The organism is Micromonospora haikouensis (genome assembly GCF_000876225.1).
GTDB lineage: Bacteria > Actinomycetota > Actinomycetes > Mycobacteriales > Micromonosporaceae > Micromonospora > Micromonospora haikouensis.
Map to the genome: position 1 here is coordinate 2789960 of NZ_JXSX01000001.1, position 19325 is coordinate 2809284.

Annotated in this window: 16 protein-coding genes; 6 read left to right on the forward strand and 10 right to left on the reverse strand. The window is 75.4% G+C overall.

Going from position 1 to position 19325, the window contains the following annotated elements:
- Positions 1-346: 346 nt before the first annotated feature.
- Both TK50_RS32145 and TK50_RS11555 read right to left on the reverse strand, forming a co-directional pair.
- Positions 347-1261, reverse strand: a complete 915-nt coding sequence (locus TK50_RS32145) for a hypothetical protein (RefSeq protein ID WP_144420213.1) — start codon at positions 1259-1261, stop codon at positions 347-349.
- 60 nt (positions 1262-1321) lie between these two features.
- Positions 1322-1825: a DinB family protein gene (locus TK50_RS11555; RefSeq protein WP_043962739.1), complete on the reverse strand. Its 504-nt coding sequence runs from the start codon at positions 1823-1825 to the stop codon at positions 1322-1324.
- A gap of 131 nt (positions 1826-1956) precedes the next feature.
- Here TK50_RS11555 and TK50_RS11560 point away from each other — a divergent pair, with 131 nt between their 5' ends.
- Positions 1957-2865 carry a DUF72 domain-containing protein gene (locus TK50_RS11560; protein WP_043962741.1) on the forward strand — a complete coding sequence of 303 codons (909 nt, stop codon included), beginning with the start codon at positions 1957-1959 and terminating at the stop codon, positions 2863-2865.
- Here the strand turns inward: TK50_RS11560 and TK50_RS11565 are convergent.
- From TK50_RS11565 to TK50_RS11585, 5 genes are all read right to left on the reverse strand, one after another.
- Positions 2849-3244 carry a hypothetical protein gene (locus TK50_RS11565; RefSeq protein WP_043964310.1) on the reverse strand — a complete coding sequence of 132 codons (396 nt, stop codon included), beginning with the start codon at positions 3242-3244 and terminating at the stop codon, positions 2849-2851. The genes TK50_RS11560 and TK50_RS11565 overlap by 17 nt on opposite strands.
- Positions 3245-3350: 106 nt before the next feature.
- Positions 3351-3980 (reverse strand): hypothetical protein, encoded by a 630-nt coding sequence (locus TK50_RS11570; RefSeq protein ID WP_043962742.1) that lies wholly within the window; start codon positions 3978-3980, stop codon positions 3351-3353.
- 76 nt (positions 3981-4056) lie between these two features.
- Complete coding sequence (locus tag TK50_RS11575) at positions 4057-4920, reverse strand: alpha/beta hydrolase family protein (RefSeq protein ID WP_043962743.1); 864 nt, start codon at positions 4918-4920, stop codon at positions 4057-4059.
- Between the two features lie 59 nt (positions 4921-4979).
- Positions 4980-6245 (reverse strand): glycosyltransferase, encoded by a 1266-nt coding sequence (locus TK50_RS11580; RefSeq protein ID WP_043962744.1) that lies wholly within the window; start codon positions 6243-6245, stop codon positions 4980-4982.
- Positions 6246-6303: 58 nt separating this feature from the next.
- Positions 6304-7527 carry a globin domain-containing protein gene (locus tag TK50_RS11585; RefSeq protein WP_043962745.1) on the reverse strand — a complete coding sequence of 408 codons (1224 nt, stop codon included), beginning with the start codon at positions 7525-7527 and terminating at the stop codon, positions 6304-6306.
- Positions 7528-7703: 176 nt separating this feature from the next.
- Here TK50_RS11585 and TK50_RS11590 point away from each other — a divergent pair, with 176 nt between their 5' ends.
- Both TK50_RS11590 and TK50_RS11595 read left to right on the forward strand, forming a co-directional pair.
- On the forward strand, positions 7704-8159 hold the full coding sequence (locus TK50_RS11590; RefSeq protein ID WP_043962746.1) for an RrF2 family transcriptional regulator: 456 nt from the start codon (positions 7704-7706) through the stop codon (positions 8157-8159).
- A 51-nt stretch (positions 8160-8210) separates the two neighbouring features.
- Positions 8211-8849: a class I SAM-dependent methyltransferase gene (locus TK50_RS11595; RefSeq protein WP_043962747.1), complete on the forward strand. Its 639-nt coding sequence runs from the start codon at positions 8211-8213 to the stop codon at positions 8847-8849.
- Positions 8850-8911: 62 nt separating this feature from the next.
- Here TK50_RS11595 and TK50_RS11600 read toward each other — a convergent pair whose 3' ends face one another.
- A complete protein-coding gene (locus TK50_RS11600) occupies positions 8912-10168 on the reverse strand; it encodes an SGNH/GDSL hydrolase family protein (RefSeq protein WP_043962748.1) in 1257 nt (418 codons plus the stop codon).
- A gap of 318 nt (positions 10169-10486) precedes the next feature.
- On the opposite strand from TK50_RS11600, the gene TK50_RS11605 reads away from it, so the two are divergent.
- Both TK50_RS11605 and TK50_RS11610 read left to right on the forward strand, forming a co-directional pair.
- Complete coding sequence (locus TK50_RS11605; protein ID WP_199486003.1) at positions 10487-12586, forward strand: DNA gyrase/topoisomerase IV subunit B; 2100 nt, start codon at positions 10487-10489, stop codon at positions 12584-12586.
- Between the two features lie 83 nt (positions 12587-12669).
- Positions 12670-15159 (forward strand): DNA gyrase/topoisomerase IV subunit A, encoded by a 2490-nt coding sequence (locus TK50_RS11610; protein ID WP_043962749.1) that lies wholly within the window; start codon positions 12670-12672, stop codon positions 15157-15159.
- Positions 15160-15181: 22 nt separating this feature from the next.
- Here the strand turns inward: TK50_RS11610 and TK50_RS11615 are convergent, their stop codons facing one another.
- Together TK50_RS11615 and TK50_RS11620 are read right to left on the reverse strand one after the other, a co-directional pair.
- The gene (locus tag TK50_RS11615; protein ID WP_043962750.1) at positions 15182-16504 is read right to left on the reverse strand and encodes a uracil-xanthine permease family protein; all 1323 of its coding nucleotides are present in this window, start codon (positions 16502-16504) and stop codon (positions 15182-15184) included.
- 80 nt (positions 16505-16584) lie between these two features.
- Positions 16585-17217, reverse strand: coding sequence for an alpha-ketoglutarate-dependent dioxygenase AlkB (locus tag TK50_RS11620; protein ID WP_043962751.1), 633 nt, complete (start codon positions 17215-17217; stop codon positions 16585-16587).
- A 123-nt stretch (positions 17218-17340) separates the two neighbouring features.
- Between TK50_RS11620 and TK50_RS11625 the strand changes: the two genes are divergently transcribed.
- Positions 17341-19320, forward strand: coding sequence for a hypothetical protein (locus TK50_RS11625; protein WP_043962752.1), 1980 nt, complete (start codon positions 17341-17343; stop codon positions 19318-19320).
- The last annotated feature ends 5 nt before the right edge of the window (positions 19321-19325 follow it).

The window sequence follows — 19325 nt, forward strand, 5'->3', positions numbered from 1 at the left end:
CCTGACGCTCCCTTTGCTCTGCACCCATATACGCGACACCTGCAATAAGCTGCTCAAATTAAGGTGAATGGATGTTTGGGGGTCTGCTCGATCTTTGCGCTGTGTGACCGATGCGTATGTGGGTGCAGAGCAAAGGGGTCGGCTGCGATGGTGGGCTTGCCTGGCTGGCGCGTCGCTCTACGTAACGGGTGAATGACGGGTGCCGGGCGCGGAGGCAGCACGGCCGACCGTGTCAGCGATCACCTGGGAGGCAGCTGTCCGGCCCTGGCCCATCCCCGGCCTCGCCCCGGCCCGCCCCCGGCCCTGGCCCATCCCTGGCCCGCCCCCGGCCCTAGCCCAGCCGCGGTCAGCGGGCGGTGGGCAAGGACGCGGACGGGTCGGCCGGGACCGGTCGGCCTGCCGGTGCCGACGGGGCTCCCGGTGCCGGCGGGATCGCCGGACCCGACGGGGTCACCGGGACCGACGGGGCTGTCGGCAGTGACGGGTTCCCCGGCGACGCCGGGATCCCCGGCGGCGGCCCCACCGGCAGCGAGGGGGTGGCCGGGGACCGGCCGGGCCGCCTGTCCGGCCCGCCGTCGCCGCCCGACCGGCCCGTCGGCGTGGGCGTGGGCGTGGGCATCGGGGTCGGCGTCGGGGCGGCCGGGCCGGACGCCGCGAGCGCCTCGGCGCACCAGCTCAGCACGCGGTCCCGGCCGCCGGCGGCGGAGACCAGGTCCGCGTAGCGGGGCTCGGCCAGGGCGTGGTCCGCCGTGGCCTCGGCGCGCAGCCGGTGGCAGAGCACGACCAGTGGGGCCGGCGGGACCCGGGGATCGCGGATCCCCCCGGGCGAGCCGGCCGTCCGCCCCGCCGACCCGCTCGGCGCGGCCTGCCCGTTCGCCGGTGCCCCTGCCGGCTCGCCCGCCCCACCCAGCGGCTGGGGCAGCGCGCCGTGGGTGGCGGCGAGCGCGACCCCGCCGGTCGCGGCGATGGCCAGGGCCGCGAGCGCGGCCTTCGCGCTCAACAGGCCGGCGAGGAGCGAGGGCCGGGTGCGGGCCGCGGGGACCGGCGCGGTCGCACCGGCGCGGGCCAGGCGGTAGGCGTGCAGGGCCGCTCCCTCGCCGCGTAGCTCGTCGGGGCGGGGGGCGGTGCGGACCGCCGCCAGGAGCCGGACCAGCGGCTCCGGGCCGCCCCGGGGGCTGCCGACGGAGCCGGCGACGGGGCCGCCGACGGAGCTGGCGAGCAGACGCTCGACGGTCTCCTGGTCCATCCGGTGTGCGTTCATCTCGTGTCCCTCAGCGCCATCGGGCGCGCGGGTGTCACATCGCCACCGGAACGGACCAGCTCAGCCCATCGTCTTCGCGCCGTCGATGGCCTCACGGAGGATGTCGGCGTGCCCGGCGTGCTGGGACGTCTCGGCGATCACGTGCAGCAGCACCCGGCGCACCGACCAGCTCGCCCCGGGCTCGAACCAGGGGGCGGCGGGCAACGGGTGGGCCGCGTCCAGGTCGAGCGTGGCGACCAGCTCGTCGGTCGCCGAGGCCACCCGGGCGTAGCGGTCGAGCAGGGTGGCCAGGCTGTCGTCGCCCATCCGGAAGCCGTCGGCCCAGTCATCCTGGCCGGCCCGCATCGCCTCGGCGCCGTGCACGGCGAACCGCAGCCACGTCTGCTCGGTGAGGGCGACGTGTTTGATCAGGCCGCCGAGGCAGAGCTCGCTGACGGTGCTGCGCAGCGCGGCCTGCTCGTCGGTGAGGCCGTCCACGGTCCTGCGCAGGAACGCGCGCTGCTGGCGCAGGGCCTGCAACAGGTCGGCCCGCTCGCCGGTGCGGAGCTGCTCGGGACTGGTCATGCCACCGTCCTTCCTGGTCACGTCCCGACCAACCTATGCAGACCCACCGACACTTCCGCCGCGCCCGGCCCTCCGGGCGGCGGCCGCCGCTCCGGTTGCCGATCCGCCCGGGGCGCGGTCCACTGATCCACATGGGTGAGATCAGGGTGGGCACGTCCTCGTGGGCCGACCAGATGCTGCTGCGCTCCGGGTGGTATCCGCGTGCCGTCAACACCCCCGCCGGCCGCCTCGGCTTCTATGCCGAACGGTTCGGGCTGGTCGAGGTGGACACCTCGTACTACGCGGTGCCCGTGCCGGAGACCACCGCCGGCTGGGTGGCCGCCACCCCGCCCGGCTTCACCTTCGACGTCAAGGCGTTCAGCCTCTTCACCGGCCACCCGACGCCGGTCTCGGTGCTGCCCCGGGACCTGCGCCCGGCCGGCGGCCCGTCGCGCGTGCGCCGCCGGGACCTGCCCGCCGGGGCGTACGACGAGCTGTGGAGCCGGTTCCGCGCGGCGCTGGAGCCGATCGCGGCGGCCGACCGGCTCGGCGCGGTGCTGTTGCAGTTTCCACCGTGGCTGGCGCGCAGCGCCGCCGCCGAGCGGCGCATCGTCGAGACCGCCGGGCGGCTGCGCCCCTGGCGGGTGAGCGTCGAGCTGCGGCACGGCTCCTGGTTCGCCGACGAGGCCACCGCGCTGCGCACGTTGACCCTCCTGCGCGAGCACGACCTCTCCTTCGTCTGCGTGGACATGCCGCAGGGGTTCGCCTCGTCGGTGCCGCCGATCCTGGTCGCCACCGCGAACCCGGCCGTGGTCCGGTTCCACGGCCACAGCGCGGCGTGGGAGAGCGGCGACAAGCAGGACAAGTTCCGGTACGCCTACGGCGAGCGGGAGCTGCGCACCTGGGCGGAGCTGCTGACCGGGCTGGCCGACGGCGTCGACGAGCTGCACGTGTTGTTCAACAACTGCTGCGGCGACCAGGCCCAGCGCGACGCCGCCCGGCTGGCCGAACTCCTCGGCCGGGCGGCCCTCGCGCCCACCGGGGTCAGCCGCGGCGGCTGATCCCCTCCGGGTGCATGCCGGTCGTCTCCTCCAGGGCGTTGTCCGGGAGGTCACCGTCGGCGCTGTCGTCGGGGAAGGTGCGCCCCGACGGCGCGGGGTCGGGCGGTGCGCCCGGGCCCGCCGGGACCGCCGGCCGCTCCTCGACCGGGCCGAACCCGTGCCGGCCCGCCGGTGGCGTGGGTGCGGCCGGCTCGCCGGCCCGCCGCTCGCCGAGCCCTCCGCGCGGCACGGCGGTCTCCTCGCTGCCCTCGTTCGTCGGGGAGTCCTCCCCGGCGCCCCAGGGCGGGTCGGCGTCGAAGCCGTCGGTGCTGCCCCACGGGCCGGCGGACCCGGGTCCGCCCCGGTCCCCGCCGGGCGTCGATGCGTCCCTGCTGGCCATGGCCACCTCGCTGGTCTGTGTGCGGTACGGGCACCGGTTGCCCGCCCGCGCGCCGCCCATGCCTCGCCCGTGCTGCGGCGGGGCAGGAGCGGCGCGCGGCGGACGGTCAGCGGCCGGACATGGCCATCTGGCGCTTGGCCGCGCCCATCGCGGCCACCTTGCCGATCGTCTTCGGCGCGCTCGCCAGCCCGCCGACCCGGCCGATCATCCCGCGGAACACCTGGCCGGGCTTCTGCTGCTCGCTCATGTAGGCGGTGACCACCACCAGCGCGCCGGTGAGCGCGGGAATGGTCCACTGGAGCAGCCGCATCTGCCGCTGGTAGGAGGCCACGTCGGCCGGCGTCTGCGGGTTCGGTTCGGTGATCCCCTCGACCGAGGGGCCGCCGGCCCGTTGCAGCCGCATGCCGAGCAGCCGGCTGTAGCCGGTGACCGCCAGCGCGCCGACCGTGAGGGCCGTCTTCACGGCGCTCATCCGGCCCACCCCGGACTGGGCGAGCATGCGGGGGCTCTCGGTCGCCAGTTCGCCGACCGCGCCGGCCAGGTGGGCCCCGATCGCCGCCGCGTTGACCGGCGTCCACCGGGACCATCCGGCGGAGGCCACCGGGAGCCGCTGGGTCGAGTCGTCGATCTGTGCCGCCGCGCCGTTGACGCCGAGCGCCCCCATCAGCGAGCCGCCGAACCAGGCGGCGAGGCCGAGGTCGTGCATCGAGCGCAGGGCGGTGTGTCGTTCGGACATCTGATCCCCTTCCACCGTACGGGCGCAGCGGCATACCCGCCGATCGCGCGAGTACGCACCGGGGCGGAACCCGATGTCACGCCCCCGGCAGGTCGGCCGCCCACGCCGCCACCCGGACGGCGACCGGCCCGCTGGCGCGTACCCAGGTGAAGTGGTCCAGCGGGGCGCCCGCCCGCGCCGCCGTGAGGCGCTCGCGCACGACGGTGGCCGCGGTGAGCTTGCCGCAGAGGTGGTCCACCGTGCCGTGCGGGGTGTACTGGTCGTCGTCGACGCTCACCGCGAGGACCGGGACGTCCAGCGTGCGCAGCGCCGCCTCGACGTCCACCCCGTCCAGGGCGGGGAAGCGGCCGGTGCGCGCGGTGTGCGCCCAGTCCCGGATCACCCCGCGCGCCTGCCGGCCGCCGAACCCCCAGCCGGGCCAGACGCCGAGCAGCCGGGCGGTGGCGGCGATCCCCTGGGTGTACGGCAGGACCCCGAACCGGCGTGGGCCCGGATAGGTGCGCCAGTAGGGGACGCCGACGGCGACCAGGGCCAGCCCGTCCACCGCGCCGGTGCCGTGCAGGGCCAGGTGCAGCAGGGCGGCCTGGCCGCCGAGGGAGTGCCCGAGCAGGATCGTGGGCCGGCCGTCCAGCCGCGGCTTCAGCGCCGCCAGCACCGCGCCCACGTCGGCGGCCAGCTCGGCGTAGCCGTACCGGCAGGCGCGGCTCGGCGCGGGCGTGCTCTCCCCGCTCCCGCGCAGGTCGGCGACGACCACGGCGAGGCCGGCGGCCCGCAGGTGCGCGGCGAAGGGGCGGTAGTAGCGGGCGCGCACCCCCATGGCGGGCCAGATCACCACGACCGGGGCGCCGGGGGCCCCGTCGGGCTCGGGGTACACCTGCACCCCGAGCCGGGCCCCGTCGACGTCGACGTACTCCTGCGTGTACTCCCCGGGCGCGCTCACCGGCCCAGCCTACGGCCGTAAGCTACCGGCGGGTAGCCAGGGTGGGTGGTGCGGTCCCGTCAGGCCATCGCCGGTGCCGGCCGGGCGGCGGCGCCCACCGACGCGTACACGGCGCTGAGCTGCTCGGCGCAGCGCCGCCAGGAGTACCGGCTGCGGATCCGGTCCAGCGCCGCCGTCGCGTACGCGAAGCGGCGCACGTTGTCGGCGAGCAGCCGGCGGATCGCCACGCCCAGCGCGCGCGGGTCGCGCGGCGGCACCAGGTCGCCGGTGAGCCCGTCGACGACGGTGTCGGCGATGCCGCCCACGTCGGTGCCGACCACCGGCACCCCGCAGGCCATGCCCTCCAGCGGGGTCAGCCCGAACGGCTCGTGCCAGGGTGCGGCGACCAGCACGTCCGCCGAGCGGTACCAGGCGGCCAGCTCCGCGCGGGGGACCGCACCGACCAGCCGGACCCGGTCGGCCACCCCGCACGACTCGGCGAGCGCGGTCAGCCGGCGGGCGAAGCCGTCGGCGGGCAGCAGCCCCACCGGCGGGCCGCCGACGATCACGCACTCGGCGTCCGGCACGGCCGGCATCGCCCGGACGACCTCCTGGAGGCCCATGCGCTCCGCCAGCCGCCCGACGGTGAGCACGCGCGGGCGGGCCGGGTCGCGCGGGGCGACCGGGCCGTCCGGGCGGAAGATCCGCTCGTTGACCCCGGCCGGGACCAGCGCCATCCGGGACCGGGGAACGCCGAGGCGGACCAGCTCGCCGACCTCCTCCTGGGACTGCACGACCACCCGGTCCACCGCCCGGCCGAGGGCGCGCTCGTAGCCGAGCCGCCCCGGTGGGCCGGCGTGCCGGGGGTCCCGCTGCCGCCGGGCCGCCGCCGCGCCCAGCGCGTGGTACGTCAGCACCACCGGAACCCCGGCGCGACGTCCCGCGTGCACGGTGGCCAGCCCGCTCGTCCAGAAGTGGGCGTGCGCGACGTCGGGCAGCCAGCCGCCGTCGCGCCACTGGCCGGCCAGCCACCGGCCGAACTCGCCCAGGTGCGGCAGCAGCTCGGCCGAGGGCAGCCGGCGGGCCGGGCCCGCCGGCACGTGCCACACCTGGTAGCCGTCGCCGGTGGGCACCGCGTCGGGCAGGGCGGGGGAGTCGCGGCGGGTGTAGACGCGCACGTCGTGGCCCTGGCCGACCAGCTCGGCGGCCAGCTCCGCCACGTGGACGTGCTGCCCGCCGGCGCCCTCCCCGCCGGTGGCCCCGTCTCCGGCGCCCTGCCCTCCGGCGCCCTGCTCCCCGAGCACGGCGAGCGGGCTGGCGTGCTCCGAGATCATCGCGATGCGCATGGCAGAGTCCCTACCCTCGCCCCCGGCGCCTAACCGGCGGACCGCCGACTTCTCCGCCCTACTCCGCGTCGCGGAGCATGCCGGGGCCGAACACCTCGTAGGCGATCCGGTCGCTCGGGAAGCCCCGGCGCAGCAGGCCGCCCCGGACCTGGTTCATGAACGGCAGCGGCCCGCACAGGTGCACGTGGGCGTCGGCGGCGAGCGGGATCAGCTCCGGGTCGACCCGCCCCGGGGTGACCCGCACGGGCAGCTCGGTGAGCAAGCCGTCGGCCCCGTCCGGGTCCTCGTACCAGAGCGCGGTCCGCAGGTTGGGCAGGGCGTGGTGCAGCCGGGGCAGCTCGTCGCGCAGCGCGTGCGCGGTGCCGGCCCGGTCGGCGTGCACCAGCGTCACCGGCCGCTGCGGCGCGGTGACCGCCAGGTGCTCCAGCGCGGACATCGCCGGGGTGAGCCCGATGCCGGCGCTGACCAGCACCAGCGGCCCGTCCCCGGCCACCGCGCTGACCTCACCGAACGGTGGGCTCAGCCGCAGTGTGTCGCCCACGGCGACCCGGTCGTGCAGGAAGGTGGAGACCATCCCGTCGGGCGCGCCGGCCACGCCGCGTACCCGCTTGACGGTGATCCGCCAGCGCGCCGCCCCCGGGCGGCCGGAGAGGCTGTACTGCCGGATCTGCTGACCCCGGCCGCCGTCGAGGTCGACCGCGACGGAGACGTACTGGCCGGGGACGAAGCCGGGCACGTCGCCGCCGTCGGCCGGCGCCAGGCCGAAGGAGACCACGTCCGCGGTCTCCCGGATCCGTTCGACCACCCGCCAGGCCCGCCAGACCGACCCGCCCTCGGCGACCCCCGCGCCCTGGTAGAGCCGCGCCTCCCGGGCCACCAGCTCGCAGGCCAGCAGCCAGTACGTCTCGTCCCACGCCGCGACGACCTCCGGGGTGACCGCGTCCCCGAGCACCTCGCCGACGGCGGCGAGCAGGTGCCGCCCCACGATGGTGTACTGGGCCGGGGTGATGCCGAGCGAGGCGTGCTTGTGCGCGATCCGGTCCAGGATCGGCCCCCACGGCACGTCGCTGAGGCCGACCAGGTGCTCCGCGTACGCGACGACGGCGGCGGCCAGCGCGGCCTGCTGCGCCCCGGTGGCCTGGTTGCCCCGGTTGAACAGGTCCAGCAGCTCCGGATGGGCGGCGAACATCCGCTGGTAGAACCGGCCGGTGATCGCCGCGCCGTGCGCCTGCACCGCGGGCAGGGTCGCCCGTACCACTGCTGCCGAAGATTCCGTGAGCACGCTTCCTCCTGCGGTTGGGCCGGCCTCGTCCGCCGGGCTCCCGATGTGCCCAATAAACAGGAATCGGAGATTCCTCTTCAGGGTCGAAGGTCCCGGGTCGGGGGTCGTCCGGATCACAGCGGGCACCGGCCTTCCGGCCCGTGCCGCAAGACGGATCCGCTGGCTAGGGTCGGTGCGTGAAGCTCAACCGGTCCACCGACATGGCGCTGCGCATCGCCATGCTGGCCGCCGTCACGCCGGCGCGCACGACGGTGGACGAGCTCGCCGAGCGGCTCGAGCTGCCCCGCAGCCACGTCGCCAAGGTCGTCCAGCGGTTGCAACGCCTCGGGGTGCTGGTGACCATCCGGGGCCGCTCGGGTGGGGTGGCCATCGCCGAGGCGGCCGGTCAGCTCACCGTGGGCGCCGTCGTCCGCGCGTTCGAGGGCGACGACGAGGTGGTCTCCTGCGAGCAGCCGGCCTGCCCGCTGGCGGTGGACTGCCGGCTGCGCGGGCAGTTGCGCCGCGCGCAGGCCGCGTTCCTCGCCGTACTCGACGAGACGCGGCTGGCCGACCTGGTCGACGGACCGGCGGGCCCGCTGCTGCTCACCCTCGGCCCCCGGCCGACCCCGCCGCCGGCCGCCGTGCCGCTCTGAGCGGCCCGCCCGCGACCCGGGCTAGGCTCGAACGAGCGAGAGGGGGATGCGATGTCCGGGGTCTCCCGTCCGGTCTTCGCCCGGCTCTACCGCCGGGCCACCGACGTGATGGACCGGGCCGGGGTCGGCGCGCACCGCAGCCGGACCGCGGCCGGCCTGCACGGCCGGGTGGTCGAGGTGGGCGCCGGCAACGGGCGCGCCTTCGCGCACTACCCGCCGACGGTCGCCGCCGTGCTCGCCGTCGAGCCGGAACCCCGGCTGCGCCGGGCCGCGCGGGACGCCGCCACCACCGCGCCGGTGCCGGTCACCGTGGCGGCCGGGCTGGCCGATGCGCTGCCCGTCGCCGACGGCCACGCCGACGCCGTCGTGTTCTCCCTGGTGCTCTGCTCGGTGCCGGACCAGGCCGCCGCGCTGCGCGAGGCCCACCGGGTGCTGCGCCCCGGTGGGCAGCTGCGCTTCTTCGAGCACGTACGCGCCGAACGGCCCGGCCCGCTGCGGCGGGCGCAGCGCCTCGTCGATGCCACCTGCTGGCCGCTGGTCTGCGGCGGCTGCCACACGGGGCGGGACACCGTCGCCGCGATCGAGGCGGCCGGCTTCACGCTGACCGACCTGCACCGGTTCCACTTCCCCGACACGCCGGTGCCGATGCCGGCCTCCCCGCACGTCCTCGGCGCCGCCCGCCGTGGTTAGCGACGGCTAGGAAGGGCCCCCTGTGCACCAGAAAGCGTCAACAAGGGGCCCTTCCTAACGCCTCAGCTGACGGTGATCGTGCCGTCGGCCGCGCGGACGCAGGCGACCGCCCGGTTGGCGGCGACGGCCGCGCCGGTCAGGCAGCGCCCCAGCGCCTTGTGCCCGGCCACGTTCGGGTGCCACGACTCCTGGCAGGTCTGGAAGTACGAAACGCAGGTGTTGGCGATCCGCTGAATGTCGATCTTGTCCTTGCCCGAGAGGCTGGTCACGAAGCTGCCGCTCGGGCCGTCCATCAGCCGGATCGGCGTGGCGAGCGCACCCGACGGGCTGGTCGGCTGCTCGCACAGCCGGGCGCCGTCGAACGCCCGCTGCACGTTCAGGTAGACCAGGTCGTCGGCCGGGAACTCGGCGGCCAGGCTGTCGCGCACCGACCGGACCAGCGTGCCCAGGCCGGTGGAGAAGCGGTGCCCGGGCGCCAGGCTCGCGCGGTGGATCGGGCAGCCGGCCGCGTACCGCTCCGCGCCCAGGTCACGGAACTTGTCCCGGTCGTCTTCCCGGCCGTCCTCCTCCCAGTAGTTCGAGGCCAGGTCGAACGGCAGCGGGTTGGTGTAGTCCTGGAACACGACCCGGTGCTGGCCGTCGGCGTCGACCTGGTCGAGGGTGGCCAGCAGCTGCCGTACGGCGGCCGTGGTCTCCGCCGTGGCCGCGCTGAACTGCGCCGAGGTGGCCAGGTCGGCGTCGCTGCACGGCTCCTGCGGCACCGGCCCGCCCAGGTACGCCCAGAACTCCCACCAGCCCGTCCACGCGTCGGCGATGAACCGGTTGGCGCACTTCTCCGCCACGCTGCCGAAGGTGAACGAGCTGTTGTTCGAGCCGAGGCCGACCAGCACCAGGTCGATGTCGTGGGTCCGGGCGACCGCGCGGAGCTGGTCGAGCTGCGAGGCGACCGACCGGCCCTTGGCCCGGTTGACCGAGGCCCCGGCGATGTCGTACGGCTGGCCGCCCGAGCAGGCCAGGTTGAACCGGTCGGTGATGCCCGGCAGGTCGGCCTGGAACAGCGACGCGTTGGGCGAGCGGTGGCAGAAGTACGCGTTGCTGTTCGGCGCGTCCCAGCCGGGGAAGCCCTGGCTGACGCCGTTGACGTCCACGACCGGGGAGTACGACCCGGCCCCCTCGCCGCTGATGAAGCTGTCGCCGAGCGCCACGGCCGCGGTGGGGAGGCCGGCCGCCGCCGGTGCGGCTGGCGCGACGGCGGTCGACAGCGCCGCCGCCGCGACGGTCAGCACCGCCGCGAGCGCGGTACGACGGAACACGGACATGCGCGTCCTCCATCCATCCATGGAAATATGAAAGTTTCTACGAGACGGTGATCACATCACGGGCGCGTGACGGGCGTCAACGACCGGTGACCGGATCAGGGGTTCGCCGGCCGAGGGCCGACGGGCGGCCGGCGTACCGTCGGGGAGCGGGATGAACCGCGGACCCGACGGCGTTGACCCCCGGTGTCGGGGCGCTCACGGGCCCGCCGCCCGAGCGTCCGCGCCGCAGGCGGCGCGGCCCGAGGTGCGGGGTGCCGGCGTCCTGTCCCACCTGCCCGTTAGGCTCGCTGCGGCGCGCCGCGCGAGGTGATCGAGCCGGTGAGCGGCACCACCACCGCCGAGACCTGGGAGTACGACCAGTTGACCGCACAGCCTGAGACGCTCTACGGGGCCGACGACCTGACGCACCTCGAGGGGCTGGACGCCGTCCGCAAGCGCCCCGGCATGTACATCGGCTCGACCGACAGCCGTGGCGTGGGTCACCTCGTCAACGAGATCCTCGACAACTCCACCGACGAGGGTGTCGCCGGTCACGCCACGCGCGTCGAGGTGATCCTGCACGCCGACGGCTCGGTGCAGGTCGACGACGACGGCCGGGGCATCCCCACCGACGTGCACGCCAAGTCCGGCATCTCCGGCGTCGAGCTGGTGCTCACCCGGCTGCACGCCGGCGGCAAGTTCGGCGGCTCCGGCTACAAGACCTCCGGCGGCCTGCACGGCGTCGGCGCGTCCGCCGTCAACGCCCTCTCCCGGCGCTTCGACGTCACCGTGCGCCGCGGCGGCAAGGTGCACGCCATGTCGTTCCGGCACGGCGTGCCCGGCGTCTTCGCCGGCCCCGGCCCCGACGCCGCCTTCACCCCCGGCCCCGGCCTCCAGGTCCTCGGCGCGATGAAGCGCGGCCAGCGCACCGGCACCTCGATCCGCTACTGGCACGACGCCCGCTACTTCGAGACCGGCGCCACGCTCGACGTCGAGGCCGTCCGGCTCAAGGTGCGCAACACCGCGTTCCTGGTCCCCGGCGTGAGTTACCTGCTGCGCGACGAGACCGGCGAGGAGCCGGCCGAGGAGACCTTCCACTTCCCCAACGGCCTCACCGACATGGTCGAGTTCCTCGCCCCGGCGGGCGACCGGCCGGTCTCCGGCACGCTGCTGGTCGCCGGTGAGGGCACCTACCGGGAGAACGCCGCCGACGCCAACGGCGTCATGCAGTCCAACGTGCAGCGCCGGGCCGAGGTCGAGATCGCGTTCCGCTGGGGCACCGGCTACGACCGCACCGTCGAGTGCTTCACCAACACCATCCGCAACGCCCACGGCGGCACCCACCGCAAGGGCTTCGAGCGGGCCCTGGCCCGCACCCTCGCCGAGGCGGCCCGCTCCGCCCGGGGTCTGCTGCGGCCCAAGGAGGACGCGCCCACCCTGGACGACGTCCTGGAGGGCATGACGGCCGTGGTGCACGTGCGCATCCCCGAGCCGCAGTTCACCTCGCAGACCAAGGACGAGCTGTCCACCGCCGGCATCACGAAGGTGCTCCAGGGCCTGGTGGAGGCGCACGTCAAGGCGTGGCTGGAGGACCGCCGCACCAAGGCCGAGGCCCGCACGGTGCTCCAGAAGATCGTCGACGCGGCCCGGGTCCGGCTCACCCAGAAGCAGCAGAAGGACGCGGCCCGCCGCAAGACCGCCCTGGAGGGCGCGTCGATGCCGCCGAAACTGGTCGACTGCCGCGCCGCAGGCATCGACAGGAGTGAGTTGTTCATCGTGGAGGGCGACAGCGCCTTGGGGACGGGGCGACTTGCCCGATCTGCCGAATACCAGGCGCTTCTCCCGATCCGCGGCAAGATCCTCAACGTGCAGAAGGCCAACCTCCAGCAGGTGCTGGACAACGCCGAGTGCGCCGCGATCGTCCAGGTGCTCGGCGCCGGCTCCGGCCGCACCTTCGACCTGTCGTCCATGCGGTACGGCCGGGTGCTGATTATGGCCGACGCCGACGTGGACGGTGCGCACATCCGCACCCTGCTGATCACCCTGTTCGCCAGGTACATGCGCCCGCTGATCGAGGCCGGCCGGCTCTACGCCGCGATGCCGCCCCTGCACAAGATCACCACCAAGGGGCGCAACCCGCAGACGATCTACACGTACACCCAGGCGGAGATGGAGGCGACGGTCCGCAAGCTGGAGAAGGCCGGCAAGCAGATCGTCACCCCGATCCCCCGGTTCAAGGGCCTCGGCGAGATGGACGCCGACGAGCTGTGGGACACCACGATGAACCCGGCGACCCGGGCGGTGCGCCGGATCACCCTCGACGACGTCGACGCCGCCGAGCGGATCCTGGAGCTGCTGATGGGGGAGAAGGTCGAGCCGCGCCGCAACTGGCTGATCGAGTCCGCCGACCGGGTCGACCGGGACGCGATCGACGCATGACGACCACCACCCGCCCCCGCCCCGGCCCGGCCCGCCGGGACGACCGCCGCCCGACCGGGGCCCGCCGAGGAGAGAGCTGAACCATGGCACGCCGTAAGAACACCGGTCCCCGGGCGGACCTGGCCGCCTTCGACCAGGCCGGCGCGCGGGTCTTCGACAACCCGCTGGTCACCGAGGTCTCCGACTCCTACCTGGAGTACGCGTTCTCGGTCATCCACTCCCGCGCCCTGCCGGACGCCCGCGACGGCCTCAAGCCGGTGCACCGGCGCATCCTCTACTCGATGCACGAGGCGGGGCACCGGCCCGACCGGGCGCACGTGAAGTCGGCCCGGGTGGTCGGCGACGTGATGGGCCGCTACCACCCGCACGGCGACACCGCGATCTACGACGCGATGGTCCGGCTCGCCCAGGACTTCTCGCTGAACGTCCCGCTCATCGACGGGCATGGAAATTTTGGGAGCCCAGACGACGGCCCGGCAGCGGCGCGCTACACGGAAGCGCGGATGTCGCACGAGGCGATGCTGCTGGTCGGCGAGCTGGGCGAGGACACGGTCGACGTCGAGCCCAACTACGACGGCTCGCTCACGCAGCCGACGGTGCTGCCGGCGGCGTTCCCCAACCTGCTGGTCAACGGCGCGTCCGGGATCGCGGTCGGGATGGCCACCAACATGATCCCGCACAACCTGGCCGAGGTCGTCTCCGCCGCCCGGTGGCTGATCAACCACCCGGACGCCGACCTGGACAAGCTGATGGAGTTCGTCCCCGGCCCCGACCTGCCCACCGGCGGCGTGCTGCTCGGCCTCGACGAGGTGCGCCGGGCGTACGAGACGGGGCGCGGCGTGGTGCGGATGCGCGGGCGGGTGGAGATCGGCCCGCTGGAGGGCAGCCGGGGCCGGCAGGCGATCACCGTGGTCGAGCTGCCCTACGGCGTGGGCGCCGAGAAGGTCATCGCCGCGATCACCAACGAGGTCAACAAGACCAAGCGGCTCACGGGCATCGCCGACGTCAAGGACCTCACCGACCGCGAGAACGGCACCCGCCTGGTCATCGAGTGCAAGGTGGGGGTCAACCCGCAGGCGTTGCTGGCCGACCTCTACCGGCTGACCCCGCTGGAGCAGTCGTTCGGCGTCAACAACCTGGTCCTGGTCGACGGGCAGCCGCAGACGCTGGGGCTGAAGGCGCTGCTGGAGGTCTTCCTGCGGCACCGCTACGACGTGGTGACCCGGCGCAGCGCCTACCGGCGGCGCAAGCGGCAGGAGCGGCTGCACCTGGTCGACGGCCTGCTGATCGCCCTGCTCGACATCGACAAGGTGGTCCGGCTGATCCGGGGCAGCGACGACGCCCAGGCCGCCAAGGACGGCCTGATGCGCCAGTTCAAGCTCTCGGACATCCAGGCCAGTTACATCCTGGACACCCCGCTGCGCCGGCTGACGAAGTTCGACCGGATCGAGCTGGAGGCCGAGCAGGAGCAGCTGCGCAAGGAGATCGCGCAGCTCTCCACGATCCTCGACGACGAGAAGGTGCTGCGGAAGGTCGTCTCCGACGAGCTGGCCGCCGTGGTGAAGAAGTTCGGCACCGAGCGGCGCACCACCCTGGTCGACGGGGACCTGAAGGAGGTGCTGGCCGCGTCCGCGCCGGCCGGTCCCCTCGAGGTGGCCGACGACCCGTGCCAGGTGATCCTCTCGGCCACCGGGCTCGTGGCCCGCACCGCGGCCGAGTCGGAGGAGGCATCCGAGGGGCGTCGGCGCAGCGGTCGGGTCAAGCACGACGCCGTACGCGCGCTGGTGCACTCCACGGCCCGGGGCCGGGTGCTGCTGGTGACCAGCGCCGGCCGGGCGTTCAAGATCGACGTTCTGCCGCTGCCGGTGCTGCCGGAGCAGGCCGGCACGGTGTCGCTGCGCGGCGGCATGTCCGCCGCCGAGCTGGTGCCGCTGGAGCCGGGGGAGTCGGTGGTGGGGCTGGCGCCGTTGGGCGCGACCGGGGAGGGCTCGCCGGGGCTGGCGCTGGGCACGCGGCAGGGCGTGGTGAAGGTGTGCGCCCCGGACTGGCCGGTCCGCTCCGACGAGTTCGAGGTGATCGGGCTGCGCGAGGGCGACGAGGTGGTCGGGGCGACCTGGCTGGCCGACGGGGCGGAGACGTTGGCGTTCGTCTCCTCCGAGGCGTCGCTGCTGCGTTTCCCGGCGTCGGCGGTGCGTCCGCAGGGGACGAAGGGCGGCGGCATGGCCGGCATCAACCTGCCGGCGGGGGCGCGGGTGGTCTTCTTCGGCGCGGTCCGGGAGGACGATCCGGCCCACGGCGAGCCGATGGTGGTGACGTCCACCGGGGCGACGGTGAAGGTGACGCCGTTCGGGGCGTACCCGGCGAAGGGGCGGGCGACCGGCGGGGTGCGCGCGCAGCGGTTCCTCAAGGGCGAGACGGATCTGGTGGTGGCGTGGGTCGGCCCCCGGCCGGTCGGCGCGACGGCGACCGGCGACCCCGTGGAGCTGCCTCCGGCGGATCCGCGCCGCGACGGCAGCGGCTTCGCCGTGATGCTGGGCCCCACGGTGGTCGGCCACCAGATCGAACGCGACTGAGCCGTCCGCGCCCCCGCCCCGGTCAGCGTGCCGGGGTGGGGGTGCGCAGGCGGGCGACGAGGCGCATGCCGTGGTAGGTGGCCAGGGCGGCGGCGGTGCCGAGGGCGATGCCGTTGAACGAGAGGTCGCCGGTGGTCAGGGTGTAGTTGGCCGCGCCGACGATCAGGGCGACGGCGGCGGTCATCAGGTTGACCGGGTCGTGGAAGTCGACCCGGTTCTCGATCCAGATCCGGGCGCCGAGGACGGCGATGAGGCCGTACAGGGCGGTGGTCGCGCCGCCGAGCACCCCGGCCGGCACGGTGAGGATCAGCGCGCCGAACTTGGGGCTGAGCCCGAGCAGCACGGCGGCCAGCCCGGCCATCCAGTACGCGGCGGTGGAATAGACGCGGGTCGCCGCCATCACGCCGATGTTCTCCGCGTAGGTGGTGGTGCCGGAGCCGCCGCCGGAGCCGGCGAGCATCGTGGCCAGGCCGTCGCCGAGGAACGCCCGGCCCATGTCCCGGTCGAGGTTGCGGCCGGTCATCGCGGCGACGGCCTTGACGTGCCCGGCGTTCTCGGCGATCAGCACGAGGATCACGGGGATCACCAGCACGGTCGCGCGCAGGCTGAAGCTGGGCGCGTGGAACTCGGGCAGGCCGACCCACGCCGCCTTGCGCAGCCCGTCGACGGCCTTCGGGTCGAGGCCGCCGAGGGCGGCGGCGAACAGCCAGCCGGCGACGACGCCGAGCAGGATGGACAGCCGGGCCGCGAAGCCCCGGAACGCGACGGTGGCGAGCAGGATCGCGACCAGGGTGAACACGGCGATCAGCGGTTGGGCCTTGACGCCGGTGCCGCTGCCGCCGCCGTCCCAGGCGACGGGGGCGAGGTTGAGCCCGATCAGCGCCACGATGGCGCCGGTGACCACGGGTGGCATCAGCGCGTCGATCCAGCGTGCCCCGGCGAGCTGGACGACGAGGCCGACGGCGGCCAGGGCGGCGCCGGCCACGACGATGCCGCCGAGCGCGGGGCCGATGTCGCCGCCGGCCTTCGCGGCCAGCACGGGGGCGATGAACGCGAACGACGACCCGAGGTACGACGGCAGCCGGTTGCCGGTGATCACCAGGAAGAGCAGGGTGCCGACGCCGGAGAAGAACAGCGTGGTGGCCGGCGGGAAGCCGGTGATCAGCGGCACGGTGAAGGTGGCGCCGAACATCGCCACGACGTGCTGTACGCCGATGCCGAGGGTGCGCGGCCAGGAGAGCCGTTCGCCGGGGTGGACGACGTCGCCGGGGGTGACGGAGCGGCCGTCGCCGTGCAGGGACCAGGGCGACCAGCGGGAGCGCGGTTCGGTGGGGGTCTCGGTCATCGCGGTGCCCTTTCGCGTCGACGGCGGTGCGGGGCGGAGACCCTGGAAGTCGTTTCTAGCAGAGGAGCCGTGTCCAGCGCTCAGGCGACCCCGGCGGGGCGGAACTGGACGCTGACCCGGGGGCCGACCGGGCGCGCGGTCTTCGGGATCGCGTGCTCCCAGGTGCGCTGGCAGGAGCCTCCCATCACCACCAGGTCGCCGTGGCCGAGGGGGAAGCGCAGGCCGGGGCCGCCGCCGCGTGGGCGCAGCAGCAGCGGCCGGGGCGCGCCGAACGAGACGATGGCGACCATGGTGTCGGTGTGCGCGGAGCGGCCCAGGGTGTCGCCGTGCCAGGCGACGCTGTCGCGCCCGTCGCGGTAGAGGCACATGCCGGCGGTGACGAACGGCTCGCCCAGCTCGGGGGCGTAGTGCGCGGTCAGGGCCGCTCGCGCCCGGGTGAGCACCGGGTGGGGCAGCTCCCGGTGGCCGGAATACCAGCAGAGCAGCCGGGGGACGTCGACCCGCGCGTCGTACATCGTGCGGCGCTCGGCCCGCCAGGGCACGTCGGCGAGCAGCACGTCGAGGACCGCGTCGGAGCCGCGCACCCAGCCGGGCAGGTGGTCGACCCAGGCGCCCCGGGTCAGCGGGTGCCGGCGCAGCCCGGCGAGCGGGCCCAGCGACGGCCCGTCGGCGGCGAGGTCGAGCATCGACGGCTGGTAGGCGGCACCGGACATGCCGCGCAGCCTACCTGGCCTTTCGTACGCGTGTGCGACCGTGGTCCGGTCCGTCACCCGCCGGTCACCTGCCGCACACGTGGACGTCGCCGCCCGTCGCCGGGCCGGGCCTAGCGTGACCGGGTGCAGAGCCAGTCCGCCACCGTCGTCGCGCCGGCCGGTCCGCCGCAGCCGCCGCCGGGCCACCCGGCCCGCCACGCCCGCCGGCTGGTCGGCTGGCTCGCCGCCGCGTGGGTCGGGCCCCTGCTGGCGTACGCGGCGGGGCTGGCCGGGCTGCTGCCGCTGGTGCTGCTCGGGCTGACGGCAGGGCTGCTGCGGGGCGGCCGGAGCCTGCTGGACCGGCTGGTGCTGGCCGGCGCGCTGCTGGCCGGCGCGACGTGCGCCGCCGGGCTGCTCTTCTCGGCCTGGCCGTGGGGGCTGCACCCGGTGCCGGTGGCGGGGACCGCGCTGACGGTCCTGCTCGGGATCGCGGCGGCCACCGGTCGCCGGCCGAGGCTGCCCCGTCCGGTCGCCGCCGATCTGCTGCCGGTGGGGGCGGCGTCGCTGGCCGCCGTCGCCATGGCGTGGCCGTACCTGCGCGCCGGTGACCTCGCCGGCCGCCTCGCGTACGCGATGACCGGCGAGGACAACAGCCGGCACCTGGCCACGGTGGAGGGCATCCGGGCCGTCGGCGGCTACCTGTTCACCGACCCGCAGGCGGCGGCGCGGATCGCCCCGGAGCCGATGGTCTGGTATCCGCAGGGCTTCCACCTCACCGCGGCGCTGCTGGACACGTTCCTGCGCTCCTCGACGGCCCCCGCCGGGCCGGCCGACGCCCTCGACCACTACCTCGGCTGGTCGGTCGGGGCGTGGGGGCTGCTGGTGCTCGCCGTGACGTGGGCGGCGCGCCGGCTCGCCGGCCCGCAGCTCGACCCGCCCCGCGCGCTGGCCCTGACCGGCGCGGTCACGGCCGCCTGCCTCGGCTCCGAGCTGGCCCGCTTCGTCGTCTACGGCTACCCGGGCGAGAGCCTCGGGCTGGCGGCGACGGTGCTGCTGGTGGCGGTGACCTGCCGTCCGGTGGCCCGCACCGGCACCCAGGTGGCCGTGGTCGGCGGGCTGTGCGTGACGGTCGGCTTCGCGTACCTGATGTTCCTGCCGGTGGTCGCGGCGCTGGCGGCGGCGTGGCTGGTCCGTGACCGTCGGCGGCTGCGTCGCCGGCCGCGGCTGTTGGCGGTGGTGGCGCTGGTGGCGGCGGTGCTGACGCCGCTGCCGGCCGTCGCCGGCCTGCTGCGCACCGACCAGGTCGACAACGTGGCCACCGGCGGCGGCGTGTTCCCCCGCTACGACGCGTTCCTGGCCCTCGCGGCCCTGGTCGGCGCGGGCCTGGTCGTCGGCCGGCGGCTGCCGGTGTGGCGGCGCTACGCGGGAGCGCTCGCCGCGGCGGGCGTGTTCGCGGCCGGGTTCCTGCTCTATTTCCGGGCGCTGGGCACCGACCCGCGCTACTACTACGGCAAGACGCTGCACCTGCTGCTGGCGGTGCTGCTCGTGGGCGCGGGCGCGCTGGCCCTGCTGCTGCCGCCACCGGGGCGGACCGTGCCCGGCACCCGGGCCGGCGGTGGAGCGGGCCGGCGGGCCGAAGGCCGGCGGGCCGGCGCGCGGTGGGCGGTGGCGGTCGCGGTGGTGCTGGCCTGCGTCGGGGCGGCCGGGCTGCCGCGCGGCACCGGGCTCTTCGCCCAGCCGTTCGGCGACCGGGTCACCACCTGGGCGGCGGCCTGGTGGTCGGGGTCGCTGGCCCGCCCGGGCCCGGCGGCGCTGACGGTCCGCGCGCTGGCCCGGCCGCCGGCCGCGCCGGGCACTGTCACGGTGGTGGTGAGCGACCGCCGCCGCGAGGGCTACCTGGTCACGCTGTTCGTCTCCACCCTCCAGGGCACCGCCGGTGCGTCGGGGCCGGCGGTGTACCGGCTGCCGCTGGCCGAGCCGGCCCGCAGCGCCGCCGTGGTGGCGGCGGTGCCGGGGCCGATCCGCTTCCTGGCCGCCGACGCGGCGGCGGCCCGGGTCGTCGAGGACCTGCTCGCCGCCCGCCCCGAGCTGCGCGCCCGGGTCAGCGTGGAGCGGCTGCCCTGAGCCGG